This window comes from Micromonospora sp. NPDC049274, from assembly GCF_040678875.1.
GTDB lineage: Bacteria > Actinomycetota > Actinomycetes > Mycobacteriales > Micromonosporaceae > Micromonospora.
On sequence record NZ_JBFAQS010000015.1, the window covers coordinates 44,454 to 60,711 of the forward strand.

The following is a 16,258-nucleotide window of genomic DNA, read 5'->3' on the forward strand; positions in this document are numbered from 1 at the left end:
CCACCCTGGAGGTACCGATGCACCCCGCACCGCCACCGCTCACGAGGAACCGGCTCCGACGCGGCGCCGCCTGGCTCGTGAGCCTGCTGCTCATCTCGACGCTGACTCCGGCCACGGCCGCCCACGCGGACAACCCCATCGTCCAGCACATCTACACCGCCGACCCGGCTCCCCTGGTGCACGACGGGCGGGTCTACCTCTACACAGGCCACGACGAGGACGGCTCCACGTACTTCACCATGAAGGACTGGCGGGTGTGGTCGTCGGCCGACATGGTCAACTGGACCGACCACGGCTCGCCCCTGAGCCTCAACACCTTCAGCTGGGCGAGCGCCAACGCGTGGGCCGGCCAGGTCATCGCCCGCAACGGCAAGTTCTACTGGTACGTGCCGGTGACCGCCCGGGCGACCAACTCGATGGCCATCGGCGTCGCGGTCGCCGACAGCCCCACCGGGCCGTTCCGGGACGCCATCGGCCGGCCACTGGTGGGCAACGGCGAGATCGACCCCACCGTCTTCATCGACGACGACGGCCAGGCATACCTGTACTGGGGCAACCCGAACCTGTGGTACGTCCGGCTGAACGCGGACATGATCTCCTACAGCGGCAGCGCCACAAAGATCCCGCTCACCACCGCCGGGTTCGGCACCCGGACGGGGAACGCGAGCCGGCCGACCCTCTACGAAGAAGGCCCGTGGGTCTACAAGCGCAACGGCATCTACTACAACGTGTTCGCGGCGGAGTGCTGCTCTGAGTTCATCGGTTACTCGACAGCGACCGGCCCGACCGGACCGTGGACCTACCGAGGGACGATCATGCCCCGCCAGGGGGCCAGCTTCACCAACCACCCCGGGGTCATCGACTTCAACGGCGGCTCGTACTTCTTCTACCACAACGGAGCGTTGCCCGGCGGCAGCGGCTACACCCGCTCGGTGGCAGTGGAGAAGTTCACCTACAACACCAACGGCACCATCCCGACGATCACCATGACCACGACGGGCGCGCCCCAGATCGGCACCCTGAACCCGTACGGGCGGCAGGAGGCCGAGACCATCGCCTGGGGCTCCGGCATCGAGACCGAGCCGGCCAGCGAGGGCGGGATGAACGTCGGGTGGATCGAGAACGGGGACTACATCAAGGTCAAGGGCGTGGGGTTCGGTACGGGCGCGACGTCCTTCTCGGCCCGGGTCGCCTCGGCCACGTCCGGCGGCACGATCGAACTGCGCCTCGGTAGCCCCACCGGCACCCGGGTGGGCAGCTGCTCGGTGCCGGGCACCGGCGGGTGGCAGACCTGGCAGACCGTCTCCTGCCCGGTCAGCGGCGCGACCGGCACCCAGGATCTCTACCTGCGCTTCACCGGCGGCAGCGGCAACCTGTTCAACCTCAACTGGTGGCAGTTCCAGGCCGGCGGCACCACGACGCCCACCCCGACCCCCACCGCGACGTCGTCGCCCACCCCGACACCGACGCCCACTCCGACGACGACCCCGACGTCCACTCCCACCCCGACGCCGACGGTCCCGGCTGGGCAGTCCTGCGCGGTGATCAACACCGTGGTCAACACCTGGCAGGGCGGATTCGAGGGGCGACTGACGGTCACCAACTCCGGGGCCTCCTCGCTGAGCGGGTGGCGGGTCACCTTCACCCTCCCCAGCGGCCAGACGGTGTCGCAGGTCTGGAACGGCGCCCTCACCCAGACGGGCAGCCAGGTGACAGTCGCGAACGCCGCCTACAACGGGCAGCTCGCGCCGGGCACGTCGACCACCGCGGGCTACCTGAGCACGAGCGCCACCAGCACGCCTCCGACCATCAGCCCGACCTGCTCCCCCGCCTGACAGTCACCCACCCCCAAGAACACCCCCGCCCCACCCCCACCTCGCCCGCCGCCGACGTTGATCATGCAGTTGGTGCCCCTGACACGCCGATAGGGAGCAACAACTTCCTGGTCGACGGGGTGGGGAGGGGGTGGGGTGGGGGTCCTAGAAGTCGTCGTCGAAGGCCACCGACCCGGTCACACCCACCTGGTACGCCGACACCCGCCGCTCGAAGAAGTTGGACAGCTCCTGCACGTCCTGCAACTCCATGAAGGCGAACGGGTTGGCCGACCCGTAGTGCCCGGCGATGCCGAGCTGGGCGAGACGGCGGTCGGCGACGTGCTGGAGATACTCCCGCATGTCCGCGAGAGTGAGACCGGGCACGCCCTGACCCACCAGGTCCTCGGCGAACTGGACCTCACACTCGACCGCTTCGATGAGCATCTGGCGGACCTGGTCGGCGAGATCGTCATCGAACAGGTCGGGCTCCTCGGCGCGCACCGTGTCCACCACGTCGAACGCGAACGCCATGTGCATCGACTCGTCGCGGAAGACCCAGTTGGTGCCGGAGGCCAGGCCGTGCAGCAGGCCACGGGAGCGCAGGAAGTACACGTACGCGAACGCGCCGTAGAAGAACAATCCCTCGATGCAGGCGGCGAAGCAGATGAGGTTGAGCAGGAACGCGCGCCGGTCGTCGCGGGTCCGCAGCTCCCGCAACTCCCCCAGCGAGTCGATCCAGCGGAAGCAGAACTCGGCCTTGCGGCGGATCGAGGGGATGTTCTCGATCGCGGCGAAGGCGGCGAACCGCTCGGTCTCGTCCGGCACGTACGTGTCGAGCAGGTTGAGGTAGAACTGGACGTGCACGGCCTCCTCGAACAGCTGCCGGGACAGGTAGAGGCGACCCTCGGGGCTGTTGACGTGCTGGTACAGGTTGAGCACCAGGTTGTTGGCGACGATCGTGTCGCCGGTGGCGAAGAACGCCACGAGGCGGCTGACCAGATGCCGCTCGGCCGGCGACAGCCGGTCCAGGTCGGCGAGGTCGGCGTGCAGATCGACCTCCTCGACCGTCCAGGTGTTGCGGATCGCGGCACGGAACCGGTCGAAGAAGTGCGGGTAGCGCATCGGGCGGAGAGTGAGATCCATCCCCGGATCGAGCAGCATGTGCGTGGTCCTCGTGTCGGTGGTGGCGTCGGGAGAGGTCACTGGCACGCCTCGCACGACTCGGGGTTCTCCAGCGAGCAGGCCAGCGCATCGGCGTCGGCGGCAACCGCGACGGCGACTGGTGCGACGGCGCTGACGGTGGCCTGCTGGATCCGCGTGGCGGGGCGTGAGCGCAGGTAGTAGGTGGTCTTCAAACCGGTCTTCCAGGCGTACAGGTACATCGAGGAGAGCTTGCCGATGGTGGGCGAGGCCAGGAACAGGTTCAGCGACTGGGACTGGTCGATGAACGGCGCGCGGGCGGCGGCCAGGTCGATCAGCGATCGCTGCGGCAGCTCCCACGCGGTGCGGAACAGCTCCCGCACGTCCGCCGGCAGCTCCGTGACTGTCTGCACCGACCCCTCCGCGCGGCGGATCGCCGAACGGATCTGCTCGGTCCACAGGCCACGCGCCTTCAGCTCGCCGACCAGGGCCGTGTTGACCTGGAGGAACTCCCCGGACAGGGTCTCGCGCTTGAACAGGTTGGACACCTGCGGCTCGACGCACTCGTAACAGCCGGCGATCGAGGCGATGGTCGCGGTCGGCGCGACCGCCACCAGCAGCGAGTTGCGCAGCCCGTACGCCCCGACCCGCTGGCGCAGCGCGGCCCAGCGCGCGGTCTGCGTACCCTCGACGCCCCACAGGTCGGGCTGGAGCTGGCCCCGCGCGGCCCGGGTCTGCCCGAACGCCGGGTGCGCGCCGAAGTCGCGCGCCAGGTCGGCGGAGGTCTCCAGCGCGGTCAGGTACAGCTCCTCGCTGATCCGCGTGGACAGCTCCCGCGCGGCCGGCGAGTCGAAAGGCATCCGCAGCGCGAAGAACACGTCCTGCAGGCCCATCAGCCCGAGCCCGACCGGCCGCCAGCGAGGGTTGCTCGCCGCAGCCTGCGGTGTCGGGTAGTAGTTGATGTCGATGACCCGGTCGAGGAACGTCACAGCCGTCCGGACCGTGGCGCGCAGTTGTTCCCAGTCGATGCCGCCGTCGGTCAGGTGGGCGGCCACGTTCACCGAGCCGAGGTTGCACACCGCGGTCTCGGCGTCGCTGGACACCTCGACGATCTCGGTGCACAGGTTGGACAGGTGCACCACGTTGCCGGGCTCGGCCGTCTGGTTGCACAGCCGGTTGGCCGCGTCCTTGAAGGTCATCCAACCGTTGCCGGTCTGGGCCAGGGTCCGCATCATCTTCCCGTACAGCTCCCGCGCCGGCACCTGCCGCACGTAGCGGCCCTGCGCCTCGGCCGCCCGGTACGCGGCGTCGAACCGCTCCCCCCACAGGTCGGGCAGCTCGGGCACCTCGTCCGGGTCGAACAGCGACCACACCTCGTCGGCCTCGACCCGGCGCATGAACTCGTCCGGGATCCAGTTGGCCAGGTTCAGGTTGTGGGTACGCCTGGCGTCCTCGCCGGTGTTGTCCCGCAGCTGGAGGAACTCCTCGATGTCCGGGTGCCACGGCTCCAGGTAGACGCAGGCCGCGCCCTTGCGTCGACCGCCCTGGTTGACCGCCGCGACGCTCGCGTCAAGGGTGCGCAGCCACGGCACGATCCCGTTGGACTGGCCGTTGGTGCCGCGGATCAGCGCACCCCGGGACCGGACCCGGGAGTACGCGATGCCGATGCCACCGGCGAACTTGGACAGGTTGGCGACCTGGGCGTAGCGCGCGTAGATCGAGTCCAGCTCGTCGCGCGGCGAGTCGACGAGGTAGCACGAGGACATCTGCGTGTGCCGGGTGCCGGAGTTGAACAGCGTCGGTGAGCTGGGCAGGTAGGCCAGGCTGGACATGAGTCGGTAGAAGTCCACGGCCTCGTCCGGCGTACGGGACAGGCCGCAGGCCACCCGCAGCAGCCAGTACTGCGGGGTCTCCAGCACCAGCCGGGTGGTGGGATGGCGCAGCAGGTACCGGTCGTAGACCGTGCGCAGGCCGAAGTACTCGAAGCGACGGTCACCGTCGGCGTCGACAGCGTCGTCGAACGTGCCGGCGTGCGCGGCGACGAACGCGGCGGTCTCGTCTCCGATCAGGCCCTCGGCGTGGCCGGCCCGGATCGCCGCGCTGAACGAGGTGACGCCCTGCCGGCGTACCTCTCGCTCGACGTGGCTGGCCAGCAGCCGGGCGGCGAGGCGCGAGTACTGCGGCTCCGTACCGATCATCTCGGCAGCGGTCTGGATGGTCAGCCGGTCCAGCTCGGCCGTCGTCGCGCCGTCGTACAGGCCACTGATCGTGCGGGTCGCCACCCGCAGCGGGTCGACGTCGGGCAGGTCGTCGGCCCAGCGCTCGACCGTGGCGACGAGCTTGCGCACGTCCACCGGCTCCCTGGCGCCGTCGCGGGTCTGCACCCGCGTCGGTGTACGCCGGAGGGCCGTGTCGCCGTCGGCCGGGGTCACCTCGGTAACTGTCACCACTCACTCCTCGCGAGTTTGAGGACCTGATGGCCCTCGGCACGAGGCGACCGACACCGGCGGACGCCACGCCGACGGCGGCGTGGATCCGAAAGGCGTCGGCCGTCCCACGCGGCCTCGGACCGCCGCCCACCCGGATGCGGGTACGCGGCGCGCTGGCAGGTCTTCGGACTCGCGGGCACGACCGGGGTCGCCCGGTCTCCTACTGGCCGTCGCTTCCCAGGCCAGATGGCGGCCCAGTGCTGATGACGGCTGTCGTTCCCACTCACCGCTGCGGGGCAGTCCCGGAATTCCACCGGGTTCCCTCTTGCCTCGGCCACCCTGGGATGAGTGGCCGAACCAGCTGCGATCGACACCATATATAGGGGCGGGAGGGTTTGTCACACCCCACATGTCGGGTCCGGGCGTGTCGCGGCCGCCGGCGACGGCCCTCGTCGATCCGGTCGACGCCCGCGGGCGAGCGGCCGTGGCGCGGCGTCGCGATCGGACTTCGCCGCCGGCTTGACCGAGGAGAACCGGCACCGATACGGTCGACCCACATCTGCGGCGACGCGAGGGAAGCCGGTGAGAATCCGGCGCGGTCGCGCCACTGTGAGCGGTCCCCGACCCAGGGGGCCGCGAGCCAGGACGCTCGGTCGTCCGCAGCCTTGCGATGGGGACGCGTCATCCCCGAGGAGGTTCGTGCACACATGTCCAGTTCCACGTCCAGCCAGCCGCTGGTGCACCCCGCTGTCCCGACCCGTCTCCTGTGGACGGTCCTGGCCACCGTCGCCGTGCTCACCCTGCTGGCCTATCTCGTCGCCTTCGACCAGGGCGCGGTCTCGCGCAGCGGGATGTTCCTGCACGAGCTGATGCACGACGGCAGGCACCTGCTCGGTGTCCCGTGCCACTGACCGGCACCGCACCCACCTTCGTCACGGTTCTCCTGCGCGGGCTGCTCGCCGGCCTGGTGGCCGGCCTGCTCGCCGGAACGTTCGCCTACGTCGTCGGCGAACCCCACATCGAGGCGGCCATCGCCATCGAGGAGGCGGCGACACACGCCGAACCCGCCACCGGTGGGCACCAGCACGACGAGGATGCCCTGGTCAGCAGGAACGGCCAGCGCGGCGGGCTGTTCCTGGCCACCGCACTGTTCGGCGTCGCGATGGGTGGCCTGCTGGCCGCGGCGTACGTCCTGCTGACCCGGCGGCGACGGACCCCTGACGACGGACGGTCCGGGCTGCTCCTGGCCGGCGGCGCGCTGCTCGGCGCGGTGATCGTTCCGTTCCTCAAGTACCCGCCGAACCCCCCGGCCGTCGGCGACCCGGCCACCATCAACCAGCGCACGGTCACCTACCTGCTGCTGGTGGTCCTCGGGCTGGTGGCGGTCTGGTCCGGTTCGCTGGGCTACCGGTCGGTCGGCGCACAGGCGCCGGTGTGGCTGCGCGCCAGCGCGGCGGTCGGCGGTTTCCTGCTGGTCACCGGCGTGGCCTACGTGGTGCTGCCGTCGTTCCAGGAGGTCCCGGGTGACTTCCCCGCCACGCTGCTGTGGAGCTTCCGGCTCGCCTCCCTCGGCACCCAGGTGGTGCTGTGGACCGGGATCGGCCTGCTCTTCGCAGCCCTGATGCACCGGCAGCGCGCGGTCGCCGACGCACAGCCGGCCGGGTGAGCGCCACCAGCCTGCGGCTGGTCGCCCACGGTCACACCGCCGCCCTGCGGCGAGCCCGCTTCGGCGGGGACGACGGACTGGACGAGGGCGGCCGGCGCGCCGCCCTCGCCCTGTCCGGGCTGGGCCGGTGGGCGCCGTCGAGCGACACCGACGCCTGCCTGTCCAGCCCCGCGGCGGCGGCCGTCCAGACCGCGTACGCCCTCGGCCTCGCGCCCGCCGTCGAGACGGCGCTTGTCGACTGCGACTTCGGCGACTGGACCGGCCGGTCACTGGAAGAGGTCGCCGCCGCGCAACCCGACGCCCTGCACGAGTGGATGTCCACCCCGGACGCCGCGCCGCACGGGGGCGAATCCGTGGCCGACCTGCGCGAGCGCGTCGGCCGGTGGCTCGACGAACAGCGCGGCGTCGGCCGACGGATCACGGCCGTCACCCACCCGCTCGTGATCAGGGTGGCGGTCGTGCACGCCCTGGGGCTGCCGCTGGCGACGTACCGGCAGCTGGACGTCGAGCCGTTGGCGATCGTCCGGCTCACCGACCACGGCCGACGGTGGCAGCTCCGGCTCACCTCGCGCCGGTGACGGTGAACGGTTCGGATACCGGCGTTGCCGACGTGGCACCGGACAGCGTCGCACTGGTCGCGCCCGGCTGCCGAATCCGGATTGATCGCAGGGAAACACGGTGACCACTGCGTCCCGCGTGGGCACCATGGGCGTACGGCGCTCAGCGACCGCCCGCGGCCAACTCGGCCAGCATCCCCTCACAACTGCGGACGACCACCTCCGCGCCCCGGCGCTGAGCCAGCGGGAGCAGCGGATCCTCGGCCCGGTCCCGCCACCGCCACTGCGCGTCGGCGGCGACCTCCCAGAGCCGCTGCACGGTCGCCTCGTGCTCGACGCCGAGCCGTGCGGCCAGACCCACCCCGTCACCACCGACGAGGCGCTGCGCCTCGGCGGCCAACTCGGCGTCGAAACCGAGGCGGGCGTTGCGCAGCGCCACCAGCAGGCGCAGCTCCCGGAACTCGTGTGCGCCCGCCAGGATCTGCTCGATCGCGCCGACCAACTCGTCGGCGCCGCGCACCGGCTCGGCCCGCACCAGGGCCTCCACGGCCGCCAGCGCCGAGCGTGCCTTGAGCGTGTCGCGACGATCGACGAAACATCGGGTCATCGACTCCCGCAGCTCGGTGAGCCCACTGCGTCGGATCAGCTCGGCCGACAGGGTCACCCGGGTATCGAACCCGCTGCGGACCAGGGTCGTCGCGAGCCGGATCCCGAAGAGTCCGAACCGGTCCAGCAGACCGGCGCGCACCTCCGAATCCAGGTGCACCGGAAGCTCGCCACGGACGAAGCGGTCGGCGGAGAGCAGGTGGGCCTCCAACTCGACGCGGGACGCCCCGGCCAGCGTCGCGAGCGCGGCGAAGTCGGATTCGCTCAGCATCCGGCCCGCGAGACCGATCGCCCCGCTGCACGCCACCACGTTCACGGCCAGCGCGCCCACCCGGGGGTCGCGGTGGTGCCGGCGGGCCAGCTGGCGGGCGGTGAGCAGCCCGTCGATCCGGCCGCCGCCCACCTCGTCCGCGCGGGACAACACCATGATCACGTTCACCGGGGCGGTCTGCCCGACGACACTGTCCCGCGCGGACTCCAACACCCGCAGGTCACTGTCGCGGCCGTCGCGGGTCAGAAACAGCACCGCGTCGGAGTCCCGCAGGACGCGATCCAGCACCGGCGCGTGGCCCTGCTCGTCGATCGCGGCGAGCGCCGGGGTGTCGATGAGCGTCACCTGCCGCAGCGCCCGCGTCGGCCACCGCACCACGATGTCGCGCACCTCCCCGATCCGCCAGCCCAGATCCACCCGCATCCCGGTCGCCGACTTGACCACCGTCAGCTCCTGCGGCGGCTGGCCGACCGGGTAGGCGGTGGCGTGCGGCGAAGGGCCGTCCTCGTACCAGGTGAAGACGCCCTCCGCGCCCTCGACCGGCGCGACCTCCTCCCCCATCAACGCGTTCAGCACCGTCGACTTGCCGGCACGCCACGGGCCGGCAACCGCGATCCGCAGCGGCTGCTCCAGCCGCGCCACCTGGTGCCGCAACCGCCCAACCGCCCGCGCGTCGTGCTGGTAGAGGTCCATGGCCCGGTGCAGCAGCCCCCACGCCGCCTCGTCCAGTCGCACCCCGACCGTCATGCCCCCGGCTCCAGCAGTACCGGGGTGGCGCGGGTGGCGGTCAACCGCTGGGACTGCTCGTAGAGCGCGGCCAGGCGGGTCATCTTCAGCCGGATCTCCCGCTGCCGCTGCTCGCGCAGGGCGACATCGGTGTCCGCCTCCTGCTTCGCGCTGCGAAACGACTGCACGATGGCCTCCTGCAACTCCTCGGTCAGCCCCGTGAAGTGGTCGCGCAGCATCCGCTGCACCTGCCGGGCGGCGTCGCGGCAGTCCCGGACCATCCGGACGAAGAACTCGTCCACATGCCGCTGGATGGCCGTCTTGACTGTCGCCTGCCGGCGGCGCAGCAACTGCTTGCCCTCGTCGCGGATGCTCTTGCCGCCGAAGAGCGCGCCGATGCCGACCGAGACCGGGTTGATCATCGGCATTCCGGCCAGGGTCGTCGCGAGGCCGAACATCAGCATGCCGCCGTACGAGCCCTTCATGCCGGTGAACAGCTTCTGACCCGTGGTGAACCTGTCGATCCGCGGCCGTTCCAGATCCGGCAGCCGGTCGCCGAGATCCTCAGGCATCGTCATCGACCAGGGCGGCAGCACGTCGTGTCCGTACCTGTCGAAGGTGGCGGCCACCCGGCGCGCGATCCAGTCGCAGCGCTGGACCAGCCACTCGTGGTTGGCCTCCGCGGCCTCGACGAGGCTGCGCTCCAGCCAGTCGGCGAAGGTGTCCCAGGCGGTGAGGGGATCGGCCGTGTCGAACGCCTCGTCGACGGCACGCAGGATCTGGCGAGTCCTGTCGCGCAGGTCGTACTCGATGTCAGAGAGCAGGTCGGCCATCTCGTCGGCGAGCGTGTTCTGCCAACGGGTGGAGCAGCGGCGCAGCTCGTCGACCTCCCGCTGCGCCGCGTGCAGCCGGGAGATCGGCCCGGACTGCTCCTCGGCCTCCTGCGTCGCCAGCTCGGCGCGCAGCGGCGCGGCCAGTTGCTCCACCACCGTACGGGCCACCGCCTGCACCGACGTCCGCGCCAGGTGGTCGGCCTTGCCGGTCAGGTCCCGCTGCAGGCGGGCGATCAGCGCCGGAAACCCGGACTCGGCGTTGAGGCCGCGATCGTCGGTCGCCGCCGCGCGCAACCGCAGGGTCGCCGACACCGGGATCAGCGGCGCCGCGACGCCGGCGTCCGCGAGGTGCTGCCGGTTGCGCTCGGCCACCACACGCCAGTCCGCAACGAGGTCGGTCTTGCTCTGCACCACCACCACGTTCGGCTGCGAGCGCGTGACGTGCAGCAGCATGTCCAGTTCGGCGACCGAGAGTTCCCTTGTCGAGTCGGAGACCAGCAGCACGGCGTCCGCGCGGGTGCAGGCAGCCACCTCCGCGGCTCCGCCGAGCGCCGCGACCTGGTCGGTGCCGGGAGTGTCCACCAGGACCAGTCCGGCGGCGAGCAACGCGCGGGGCAGGCCGACCTCGACGTACGCCGGACCGCCGCCCGGCCGCCGCCCAACCGTGCCGGCCACCCCGGCCGCGACCTGGTCGAGCGCCAGGGCCGTCCGCTCGACAAACGGCGCGGCCGGGGTACCCGCGGGTCGTCCCGCCGCCGGCGGTGCCTGGATCACGGCTGCGGAGGTGGCTTCGGCGTGCTGCACCACTGTCGGCAGGACCGTGGTACGACCGTCGCCGACGGGGCAGGCCGGCGCGTTGATGATCGCGTTGATGAGGTGACTCTTGCCCTGGTTCGGCTCGCCGACGACCAGGACGCGCAGCTTCGGGTCCAGCAGTTGGGCACGCTTCTGTCGGACCGTCTGGAGCAGGTCGCCGCGACCGTGTGTGTTGCACGTCCGGGCGATCTCGTCCAGTACGTCCAACCAGATCCCCGCCATCACCGCACCAAGTGTGCGGATTTCGGCTTAATTATCAAGAGGGACCGGAAGGGAACCTGGGAAGAGCCGGGCCGCCCGAGGCGACCCGGCCCCCCGCTTCCGACGAGAATCCCCGTCAGAGCAGACCGCCGGTGAGGCCCAGCAGCCCGTGGTCCGACGAGGCGGGCCCCCCGTCGTGCACGTCGCCGGTCACACCGTCGGTGACCCCTCCGGTCACGTCACCGACCGTGCCGGTGACACCGGGGAGGAGACTGTCCACGTGGTGCGTGACACCGCCCACCACGGACGGGACGTCGACAGGCGGCACCACACCGCCGACGGCGCCGCCGCCGAGGCCCAGGCCACCCAGGGTGTCGTGGACGCCGAGGGAACCGACGAGGCCGTCCACCTGACCGTGCGCGTCGGAGAGGACACCGCCGGTCAGGTCGCCGCCGAGGAGACCCGGGTCGGTCCCGCCGAGCAGGCCTGTCGGGTCGCCGACCGTGCCGGTCACGCCACCGAGCACCGGGTCGGCGATGCCGTCGACCGGCTGCACCACGTCCGCGTCGAGGGTGTGCGCCACGTCGGCCACACCGTTCAGGTCGGTGTCGAGGCCGCTCGGGCCGACGCCCAGGCCGACGCCCGGAAGCACTGTCACCCCGGCGGCGACGGTCGTCGGGTCGACGGCGATGGCGCCGAGCACACCGGCCTTGACGTCCACCCCCGCGGGCGAACTGGTGACGCTGATCTGCTGCGCCACGCTCTGCAACTGGCCGACCACGTCGGTGGCGTCGGTCACCAGCGGGTCGAATCCGAGCTGACCGACGGCCGGGACCAGCGGCGCGAGGCCCTGCCCCGGCGCGTAGTCGACCACCAGCGGCACCACGTCCTGCACGTCGGCGGCGGTGATGTCGCTGAGCCCCGCGGCGTGCAGCGCGCCCTCCGGATCGAGGTCGAAGGCCGACCGCGCGTCCGGGTTGGTCAGCAGGTCGAGCACGAAGTCGTGCAGGGTCTGTTGCGAGTCCATGTGCCGGTTCTCCTCGGATTGGCGTCGGCGACCGTCGTTCGTCGACAGTCACGCTATTGCGGGGGCCGACCCCGGACATCGGGGCTCGGCCCGCATCCGATCCCGCCGCGTTAGGGCCTTGATCGGCTCCACCGTTAGGGGGACTGGGGGAAACCGTCCCGGCCAGATTAGGGTCCCGACCAGGGAGCGATCTCTGGTACGAACGTAGGAGCCCGCGGGTTTCGCCGGGGGCGGGTCGCCGGGCAGCGCCGACGCCATCGCCACCAGAGGGCCAACTCGCGGAAAGAGAAGAGACGGATGCCGTACGTCCTGGGGATCGACATCGGAAGCACCAACACCGCCGCCGCCGTCGCACGGCGCGACGGCCGGACCTGGACGCCCCCGGAAACCGTCCCGCTGAACGCCGGCTCGCCTCTCGTACCGTCGGTGCTGCACCTGGCCGAGGACGGCGCGCTGCACATCGGCGGGCCCGCCACCGACGACGGCAGCCGCACCACCAGGGACTTCGTCCGCCGCATCGGCGACGACGTGCCCCTGCTGCTCGGAGGCGAGCCGTGCGCGCCGCAGACGCTCACGGCGGAGCTGGCCGCGTGGGTGGTGGAGCAGGTGCACGCCGCGGAGGGCGGCCCGGCCGAGGCGGTCGTGCTCAGCCACCCGGCGGGCTGGCAGCCGTACCGGCGGGAACTGCTGCGCCGGGCGCTCGTCGACCTCGGGCTGCGCGGCGTCACGCTGCTGCCCCGTACGGTCACGGTCGCCGAGAGCCACGCGATCCGCGGATTCGCAGGCACCACGGCCGCCGTCTACGCGTTGGGCGGCGCCAGTTTCGAGGCGGCCCTGGTGCGGCGCACCCCGCGCGGCACCTACGAGAGCTTCGGCACCCCGCAGGGCCTCGACCCGATCGGCGGTGCCGACTTCGACGAACTGCTGGCCGGCCACGTACGCACCGTGCTGTCCCGGGAACTGGCCGCCACCGGTCGCCGGGAACACCACGCCGCCCTGCGCGGGCTGCCGGCCGAGTGCGACCGGGTCAAGCGGGCCCTTACCGTCGAGCTGGCCGCCGACGTGGTGTTGAGCCTGCCGACCGGCCCGGCCCGGATACCGGTGACCCGCGCCCAGTTCGAGGCCATGATCCGCCCGACCGTGCAGGCCACCGTCGACCTCCTGTTGCGCACCGTGCACGGCGCCGGCCTGACACCGACGCAGCTCGACGGCGTCCTGCTCGCCGGCGGCTCGGCCCGCATCCCGCTGGTCACCGAGCTGATCACCGCGGCGCTTCCGGTCCCGGTCGAGGTGGAGCCGGACGCGCAGCTGACCGCCGCCACCGGGGCGGCGAGCGCGGCCTGCCAGGTGGTGTCGCCCCGCCCCCGGCCCCCGGCGCCGGTGCGCGATCCGGCGCCGGTCAGCGGCGTCGGCCGGGCCACCATCCCGGCGTCGCGCCGGCCCCGGGACCGCACCAGCGATCCGGGCGATCCGCCACCGCGCCCTCCGGTCCGGATCCTGCCCCTCGACCTGCCGAAGGCGTCCCGCCTGGCACTGACGCTCAGCCGGGGACGCGAAGGATGACCACAATGACCATGAAGCACGTCGTCGAGTCCCGGCTGGTGCTCGGCCGAGCGCCCCAGGCCCTGCTGGACCGGGTCGCCGACGATCCGACCGGCCCGCTCGTCGTCGGTCTGGCCGGTCCGGCGGGCCACGGCAAGACCGCGCTGCTCGCCGAGTTGACGCGCGTCCAGCAACGGGCCGGAGGCACCGTGCGTACGGGCGTCCCGGCGCCGGGCGATCTCGTCGACGAGGCCGAGTTGCTGCTGGTCGACGACGCGCACCTGCTCGACGACGAGCGGGTCGGCGTCCTGCTGGGCCTGGTCGCCACCCGCCGGCACCGACTGGTCGTCGCCCACCGGCCCTGGCCCCGGTCGGCGGCGCTCACCGAGCTGACCGACGCGCTGCGCCGCGACGGGCAGGCCGTGCTGCTCGGCCCGTTCGGTCGCGAGCAGACCGCGGCTCACCTCGCCGCCGCGCCCGAGCTGGCCCACCGTGGCGACCTGGTCGATTTCGTACACACGCAGACAGGTGGCGTCCCCCGCGACGTCGAGCGGTTGACCCGTGGTCTGCGCGCGGCCCCGAGCCTGACCGGCGCCCCGGCCGAACCGCCCCGGTCCGTCATCGGAGAATTCGCGCCGGAGCTGGAGATCCAGCCCACCGCCGTACGACGGCTGCTGCTCGCGGTCGCGGCCGGCGTACCGCTGCCGGTGGCCATGCTCGGCCCGCTGCTCGACCAGGAACCGGAGGCGGTCGACGAGCTGATCGCCGCGACCCGGGCGGCCGGGCTGATCGGCGCCGACGGCCGGCTCACGCCCATCGTCCGGCGGGCCGTCACCACGCTCGGCCCGGCCACCGAGCGCAGCGCGGTCTGGCGTCGCCTCACCGAGTTGCAGCTCGCCCGGGGCGGCCCGGTGCTGCCGCTGGTGCGCTCGCTGCTCGCGGTGGGCGTACTCGCCGACTGCCCGGCCTCGACGCTTGCCGCGGCGGCGCAGGAGGCGCTCGCCGACGAGCCGGCCTTCGCCGCCGACCTGTTCGCCGCCGCCACCGCGGCCGGACACCCGACGAGCGCCCGGCAGGCCCGCGCCGCCGCGCTCGCCGGCAACCTCGACGACGCCCTGCGCCTCGCGGACCGGCTGCTGACCGCGACCGACCCGACGGACCGCGCGGAGGCGGCCGTGGTGGCCGCGACCGCTCTGGCGCACCGCGGCCACACCGGCCGCAGCGTCGAGTTGTACCGGTGGTCCGGCACCGCCTCGTCGGTGGCGTTCGCCACCGTCGGCGGGATCGCCACCGGCGACCTGACCACAGCCGGGCCGGAGGTGGACGAGCCCGCAGGCGAGCCGCCCACCCTGCACGCCAGCGCCGCCCGGCTGATGGCCGAGGGGGTACGCGAGAGCGTCACCGGCACGCCGAGCGCGGCGCTCTCCGCGCTCGTACAGGCCGCCGCCCTGCTGGAGCCGGACGGTCGGGCGGCGCTCCTGCCGGACAGCCCGGCCGCGCTCGCCGCCCTGACCGCCGTGCACTCCGGCGAGCTGGACATCGCCGAGCGGGTCCTGCACCGGGCGGAGGCGGCAGGCGTCGGCGGTCCCCTGATGGCCCGCCGCCACCGGCTGTTGCAGGCCTGGATCCTGATGGTCCGGGGCCAGACGGCCGCGGCGGCCGAACGCCTCGCCACGGTGATTGCCGACGAGCGGCCGTTGGAATCACGTGACCTGCTCTTCGCCGCCGCGCTGCGGATGGGCATCGGCCGGCGCACCAGCGACCTGGCCGCCCTCAAGCGGGGCTGGGGCCAGGCCTTGGAGGCGGTGGTCCGCCATCCCGTCGACCTGTTCACGCTGCTGCCGCTGGGCGAACTCGCCATCGCGGGCGCCCGGCTGGGCGAGGCGGCCCGACTGGCCCCGTACCTGCGGGAGGGCCGGGAGCTGCTCGACCGACTGGACGCACCGACACTGTGGAGCGTCCCGCTGCACTGGAGCGGGCTGCACGCGGCCATCTTGAGCGGTGAGCCGACGGCCGCCGACGGCCACGTCGCCGCGCTGCTGGCCGCCGCGGACCACAGCCGCTACGCCGCCGTGGTCGCCGCCGCCGCCGAGAGCTGGGTCGAGGTGCTGCGCGGCGCGGTCGATCCGGTGCGGGTGGAGGCCGCCGCCCGTGGGTTGCACGACACCGGCCTGTGCTGGGACGGCGCGCGCCTCGCCGGACAGGCCGCGATCCGCACCTCGGACCGGCGGGCGATGACCACCCTGCTGGAGTGCGCCCGGGTGCTTCAGGGCCGGTCGGCCGCCGCCACCGGCGGGCCGCGACCGACCGCCGGCGAGAGCACCCCGCAGGCGACCGACGCCATCGCCGCACCCACCCAGCAGGGGCTCAGCGACCGGGAGTACGAGGTCGCCGAGCTGGTGCTGGCGGGGCTGACCTACCGGGAGATCGGCGATCGGCTCTTCATCTCGGCGAAGACCGTTGAGCACCACGTGGCCCGCATGCGCAACCGGTTGAACTGCGCCAACCGCGCGGAGCTGCTGGCGCTGCTGCGGACCGTCGTCGCCGACCGGGCCAGCGACACCGCCGGGCAGCCGTGGCCGCAGCGGTCGGCGCGATGAGCCGGCCGAACCACGGGTCGCAGCGGATCG

11 protein-coding genes and 2 riboswitches are annotated in these 16,258 nt (G+C 72.6%); of the genes, 6 read left to right on the forward strand and 5 right to left on the reverse strand.

What is annotated here, in order from left to right; genetic code table 11:
• The first annotated feature begins 17 nt into the window (after nt 1-17).
• On the forward strand, nt 18-1,835 hold the full coding sequence (locus AB0K10_RS24865; RefSeq protein ID WP_363687194.1) for a family 43 glycosylhydrolase: 1,818 nt from the start codon (nt 18-20) through the stop codon (nt 1,833-1,835).
• A 144-nt stretch (nt 1,836-1,979) separates the two neighbouring features.
• On the opposite strand, the gene AB0K10_RS24870 is transcribed toward AB0K10_RS24865, so the two are convergent.
• Both AB0K10_RS24870 and AB0K10_RS24875 read right to left on the reverse strand, forming a co-directional pair.
• Nucleotides 1,980-2,975 (reverse strand): ribonucleotide-diphosphate reductase subunit beta, encoded by a 996-nt coding sequence (locus AB0K10_RS24870; RefSeq protein ID WP_363687408.1) that lies wholly within the window; start codon nt 2,973-2,975, stop codon nt 1,980-1,982.
• Between the two features lie 38 nt (nt 2,976-3,013).
• On the reverse strand, nt 3,014-5,386 hold the full coding sequence (locus tag AB0K10_RS24875; protein ID WP_363687410.1) for a ribonucleoside-diphosphate reductase subunit alpha: 2,373 nt from the start codon (nt 5,384-5,386) through the stop codon (nt 3,014-3,016).
• A gap of 154 nt (nt 5,387-5,540) precedes the next feature.
• A riboswitch (cobalamin riboswitch) is annotated at nt 5,541-5,760 on the reverse strand.
• A gap of 197 nt (nt 5,761-5,957) precedes the next feature.
• A riboswitch (cobalamin riboswitch) is annotated at nt 5,958-6,032 on the forward strand.
• Between the two features lie 58 nt (nt 6,033-6,090).
• On the opposite strand from AB0K10_RS24875, the gene AB0K10_RS24880 reads away from it, so the two are divergent.
• Genes AB0K10_RS24880 through AB0K10_RS24890 form a run of 3 tightly spaced genes read left to right on the forward strand, consistent with a single transcriptional unit; the run spans nt 6,091 to nt 7,627 of the window.
• Nucleotides 6,091-6,294, forward strand: coding sequence for a CbtB domain-containing protein (locus tag AB0K10_RS24880; protein ID WP_363687196.1), 204 nt, complete (start codon nt 6,091-6,093; stop codon nt 6,292-6,294).
• Nucleotides 6,285-7,049 (forward strand): CbtA family protein, encoded by a 765-nt coding sequence (locus tag AB0K10_RS24885; protein ID WP_363687198.1) that lies wholly within the window; start codon nt 6,285-6,287, stop codon nt 7,047-7,049. Before AB0K10_RS24880 ends, AB0K10_RS24885 begins: the two co-directional genes overlap by 10 nt.
• The gene (locus AB0K10_RS24890) at nt 7,046-7,627 is read left to right on the forward strand and encodes a histidine phosphatase family protein (RefSeq protein ID WP_363687200.1); all 582 of its coding nucleotides are present in this window, start codon (nt 7,046-7,048) and stop codon (nt 7,625-7,627) included. The genes AB0K10_RS24885 and AB0K10_RS24890 overlap by 4 nt, the downstream gene beginning before the upstream one ends.
• A 142-nt stretch (nt 7,628-7,769) precedes the next feature.
• Here the strand turns inward: AB0K10_RS24890 and AB0K10_RS24895 are convergent, their stop codons facing one another.
• From AB0K10_RS24895 to AB0K10_RS24905, 3 genes are all read right to left on the reverse strand, one after another.
• A complete protein-coding gene (locus AB0K10_RS24895; protein ID WP_363687202.1) occupies nt 7,770-9,230 on the reverse strand; it encodes a GTP-binding protein in 1,461 nt (486 codons plus the stop codon).
• On the reverse strand, nt 9,227-11,080 hold the full coding sequence (locus tag AB0K10_RS24900) for a dynamin family protein (RefSeq protein ID WP_363687412.1): 1,854 nt from the start codon (nt 11,078-11,080) through the stop codon (nt 9,227-9,229). Before AB0K10_RS24900 ends, AB0K10_RS24895 begins: the two co-directional genes overlap by 4 nt.
• Nucleotides 11,081-11,195: 115 nt before the next feature.
• Nucleotides 11,196-12,086 carry an IniB N-terminal domain-containing protein gene (locus AB0K10_RS24905; RefSeq protein WP_363687204.1) on the reverse strand — a complete coding sequence of 297 codons (891 nt, stop codon included), beginning with the start codon at nt 12,084-12,086 and terminating at the stop codon, nt 11,196-11,198.
• A 297-nt stretch (nt 12,087-12,383) separates the two neighbouring features.
• Between AB0K10_RS24905 and AB0K10_RS24910 the strand changes: the two genes are divergently transcribed.
• Entirely contained in the window at nt 12,384-13,649 is a 1,266-nt protein-coding gene (locus AB0K10_RS24910; protein ID WP_363687206.1) for an Hsp70 family protein, read from the forward strand.
• Nucleotides 13,650-13,654: 5 nt separating this feature from the next.
• Nucleotides 13,655-16,228 carry a LuxR C-terminal-related transcriptional regulator gene (locus tag AB0K10_RS24915; protein ID WP_363687208.1) on the forward strand — a complete coding sequence of 858 codons (2,574 nt, stop codon included), beginning with the start codon at nt 13,655-13,657 and terminating at the stop codon, nt 16,226-16,228.
• Nucleotides 16,229-16,258 lie beyond the last annotated feature (30 nt).